The sequence below is a fragment of the Cellulosimicrobium composti genome, assembly GCF_009711085.1.
Classification (GTDB): Bacteria; Actinomycetota; Actinomycetes; order Actinomycetales; family Cellulomonadaceae; genus Cellulosimicrobium; species Cellulosimicrobium composti.
In genome coordinates this window covers 1-3,875 of record NZ_WMKA01000089.1, presented here as the reverse complement: position 1 = coordinate 3,875, position 3,875 = coordinate 1, and the positions used below count along the sequence as shown (strand labels likewise).

General features: G+C 77.8%; 4 protein-coding genes and 1 pseudogene. All 5 read left to right on the top strand.

The annotated features are described in order from the left end of the window. Window positions 1–554 (top strand): annotated as a pseudogene (locus GJV82_RS19640) (hypothetical protein); the annotation flags it as partial. After that, entirely contained in the window at window positions 554–1,060 is a 507-nt protein-coding gene (locus GJV82_RS18995; RefSeq protein ID WP_155100298.1) for a DUF3180 domain-containing protein, read from the top strand. The pseudogene GJV82_RS19640 and the gene GJV82_RS18995, both read left to right, overlap by 1 nt. A 69-nt stretch (window positions 1,061–1,129) precedes the next feature. Then, window positions 1,130–1,648, top strand: a complete 519-nt coding sequence (locus GJV82_RS18990) for a PH domain-containing protein (protein ID WP_155100297.1) — start codon at window positions 1,130–1,132, stop codon at window positions 1,646–1,648. Further along, window positions 1,645–3,168, top strand: coding sequence for a PH domain-containing protein (locus GJV82_RS18985; RefSeq protein ID WP_318657846.1), 1,524 nt, complete (start codon window positions 1,645–1,647; stop codon window positions 3,166–3,168). The genes GJV82_RS18990 and GJV82_RS18985 overlap by 4 nt, the downstream gene beginning before the upstream one ends. Next, window positions 3,165–3,875 (top strand): Rossmann-like and DUF2520 domain-containing protein (locus GJV82_RS18980; RefSeq protein WP_318657845.1); only part of this gene is annotated, 711 nt, incomplete at its 3' end. The genes GJV82_RS18985 and GJV82_RS18980, both read left to right, overlap by 4 nt.

Sequence of the window (3,875 nt, the reverse complement as noted above, 5' to 3'; positions counted from 1 at the left end):
CGGCGCTCCCGGTCGCCCCGCCGCAGGCGGACCTGCCGCGCGAGCAGGGCCCGGGCCGCTCGGCGGCCGCACCCGACGCGCCGCCGACGCGTCCCGTGTTCGCGCCCGTGTCCGAGGGTGTGGCCCCGCCCGCGGAGCCGGCCCCTCCGGCGACGCCGGCCGGCGATCCCGACGACGCCGTCCCGCCGTTCCCCGGGCCGTCCGCGCGCCCGTCGGAGCACCCCGCGCCCGAACCCGCACCGCGTGACGCCGCCGCGTCGCCGGAGCAGGGCGCGCCCGCGCTCCCGGTCTTCGCGCCCGTGCACCCCGTCGAGGCGCCGCCTGCCGCCCCCGAGCAGGGACCCGCCGGTCCGGTGCCCGCGGACGACGGCATCATCCGGTCGGTGCCGTTCGCGCCGGTCACCGCGCCGCCCGCGCCGGCCCACGCGCCGACGTCCACACCGACCCAGGCGTCCGCGCCCGGCCCGCTCGCGGACGAGGCCCTGCACCCCGCGACCGACCCGTGGCCGCCGTTCGGCCCGGTCTCGGGCAGCGGGCACGACGCGCAGCGCTGATGCGGCGCACCTCGGTCCGCACCCTCGTGCTCGTGGCCGTCGCGACGGCGGTCGTGGGCTGGTTCGTCGTGCGCCTGCTCCAGAGCCGGGGCACGCTCCTGCCCGCGGTGCCGTGGGTCGTCGACGTGACCGTCGTCGCGCTCGCCGCGGGCGTGTTCTGGGCCGGGTGGACGGTGCGCGCCTACCAGCAGGGCAAACGACCGTCGCTCGACGCGATCCGCGCGGCCCGGACGTTCGTGCTCGCCAAGGCGGCAGCGCTCACCGGCGCGCTGCTCGCGGGCTGGTACGGCGCGCAGGTCCTCGTGACCCTGCCCGACCTCTCGATCGACGCGTTCCGCGACCGCGCGGTGGCGGCCGGCGTCGCGGTCGTGTGCGCGGTCGTGCTCGCGGTCGTGGGCCTCGTCGCGGAGCGGTTCTGCCAGCTCCCGCCCGAGGACCACGACGGGGGCGAGGGCACGACGACCCGCGAGGACCCGGAGACGCCGGGAGCCAGCACACCGGCCTGACGGCCCGCGGGCCGCGGCCGGGCCCGGGCCGACCCGGGGCGTACCGGCACGGGATGGGAGAATCGACGCATGACCGACCCTGCACCCGAGACCGGTCCGCGCGGGACCGGCCCCTTCGACCCGCCCGGCATCGAGTGGACGCACGTCTCGCCCCGGCTCGTCACGGCGCGGCTGCTGTCGACCGGCATCACGCTCGCCGTGCCCGCGGTCGGCGTGATCGTGCTCCTCGTGCTGTTCCCGCACTGGTGGCAGTGGCTGGTGCTCGGGGTGCTCGCGCTCCTGGGCCTGTGGGCGGCCGTCCTCGTGCCGCGCCAGGTCCGTGCGATCGGCTACGCGGAGCGCGACGACGACCTGCTCATCCGCCAGGGGATCATGTTCCGCACGCTCGTCGTGGTGCCCTACGGGCGCATGCAGTACGTCGACGTGCAGGCCGGGCCCCTCGCGCGCAGGCTGCGGATCGCGACGGTCCAGCTGCACACCGCGTCGGCCTCGACCGACGCGACGATCGACGGCCTCGAGCCCGCCGAGGCGGAGCGCCTGCGCGACCGCCTCGCCTCGCGTGGCGAGGCCCGGCTGGCGGGCCTGTGAACGACGCGCCGGCCACCGAGGACCTCGTGTGGCACCGGGTGCACCCGGTCACGCCGCTCGTGCGCGGCTGGACAGTCATCGCGGTGCTGCTCGTCGTCGTCGGCCAGCAGACCCTCAACGGGCTGCCCGAGGGGGAGAACCTGCTCGAGGGGGACCGCTGGTGGATGATCCTGCTCGGCATCCTCGCCGTGGGACTCGTCGGCCTCGGCTACTCGGCGCTCGCGTGGCGCATGACGAGCTACGCGGTCGACGACGAGTCCGTCCACCTGCGCACCGGCGTGCTGTTCCGCCAGCAGCGCCGGGCCCGGCTCGACCGGCTGCAGGCGGTCGACGTCGTGCAGCCGCTCCTCGCGCGCTTCTTCGGCCTCGCGGAGCTCAAGCTCGAGGTGGCCGGGGGCGCGGACTCCGGCGTGAAGCTCGGCTTCCTCAAGGAGGCCGAGGCGAACCGCCTGCGCAACGACCTCCTCGCGCGCGCCGCGGGCCTGCGGGTCGGGCGCGAGCGTCCCGCGGGAGCCCCGGCCGCCACCGCGGGCGTCGCGGACGCGGCGGTGGGCGAGCCCGACGGCGCGGTCCCCACCGGGTCGTCCGCGTCGGCGCCGCTCGCGCCCGAGGCACCGGAGCAGCCGGTCACCGCCGTCGGGCCGGGCCGGCTCGTCGCGTCGCTGCTGCGGTCGGGCGCGACCGTCGGCCTCGTGCTCGGCATCCTCGCGATCGCGGGCGTCGTCGTCGGCACGCGCGAGATCGGCGTGCTGTTCAGCGCGCTGCCCGCCGTCCTGGGCTTCGGCGGCTACCTCTTCTCGCGGTTCACGGGCGAGTTCGGCTTCCGCTCCGCGATCTCGCCGGACGGCATCCGCCTGCGCCACGGGCTGCTCGAGACCCGCTCCCAGACGATCCCGCCCGGTCGCGTCCAGGCGGTGCGCCTGCGGCAGGGACCGTTCTGGCGGGGGCCGGACTGGTGGCGCGTCGACGTCAACGTCGCGGGCTACGGCCTGAGCACGGACGGCGGCACGGACACCAAGAGCGTGCTGCTGCCCGTCGGCACGCGCGACGAGGCGCTCGCGGCCCTGTGGCTCGTGCTGCCGGACCTCGGCACGCCCGACCCGCGCGCGCTGCTCGACGAGGGCCTGTCGGGGCTCGACGCGGGCGAGCACTTCGTGGTCTCGCCGCGCCGTGCCCGGCTCCTGGACCCGCTCTCGTGGCGGCGCAACGGCTTCACCGTGACCGACCGCGCGCTCGTGCTGCGCGGCGGGCGCGTGTTCCGCAGCCTCGTCGTCGTGCCGCACGAGCGGACGCAGTCGCTCGGCCTGGAGCAAGGGCCCCTGCAGCGCCGGTTCGACGTCGCGACGTTCGCCGTGCACTCGACGCCCGGCCCGATCGCTCCCAAGGCCGCGCACCTCGACTCCGCGGACGCCGCCCGGCTCCTGGACACGCAGGCCGCGCGCGCCCGCGAGGCCCGCGCGCACGCGGGCCCCGAGCTGTGGATGCGTCGCGACGACGTGCCGCTCGGGGAGCGGGCGTGAGCGCCCCGGCCGCCGGGCGTCGTCCGGGCCGGCTCGGGGTCGGCGTCGTGGGCGCCGGGCGCGTCGGCGCGGTCCTCGGGAGCGCGCTGCGCGCCACGGGGCACGCGGTCGTGGGCGCGAGCGGCGTCTCCGACGCGTCGCGCGAGCGCATCGCGACGCTCCTGCCAGGCGTGCCGGTGCTCGAGGTGCCGCAGGTCGTGGAGCGCGCCGAGCTCGTGCTGCTCGCGGTGCCCGACGACGCCCTGCCGGACCTCGTGCGCGGTCTCGCCGAGGTGGGGGCGTGGCAGCCCGGGCAGATCGTCGTGCACACGTCCGGCCGCCACGGCGCGGGCGTGCTCGACCCGGCCCGCGGCGCGGGCGCGATCCCGATCGCGCTCCACCCGGCGATGACCTTCACCGGCACGTCGCTCGACCTCGCGCGGCTCGAGGGCACGACGTTCGCCGTCACGGCTCCCGCGCCCGTCCTCCCGATCGGTCAGGCGCTCGTCGTCGAGCTCGGTGGTGAGCCGGTCGTCGTGGCCGAGGAGTCCCGCGGCCTCTACCACGCGGCCCTCGCGCACGGTGCGAACCACCTCGTGGTGCTCGTCGCGCAGGCGGCGCAGGCGCTCGAGGCCGCGGGCGTCGACCAGCCGGGCCGCGCGCTCGCCCCGCTGCTCGCGGCGGCGCTCGACGGCGCGACGCGGGGCGCGGACGCGGGCGCCGAGTCG

What these genes read in the sequence shown, in the direction of transcription:
- GJV82_RS18995 (WP_155100298.1), top strand. Translation starts at nt 554, where the DNA reads ATGCGGCGCACCTCGGTCCGCACCCTCGTGCTCGTGGCCGTCGCGACG.
- GJV82_RS18990 (WP_155100297.1), top strand. Translation starts at nt 1,130, where the DNA reads ATGACCGACCCTGCACCCGAGACCGGTCCGCGCGGGACCGGCCCCTTC.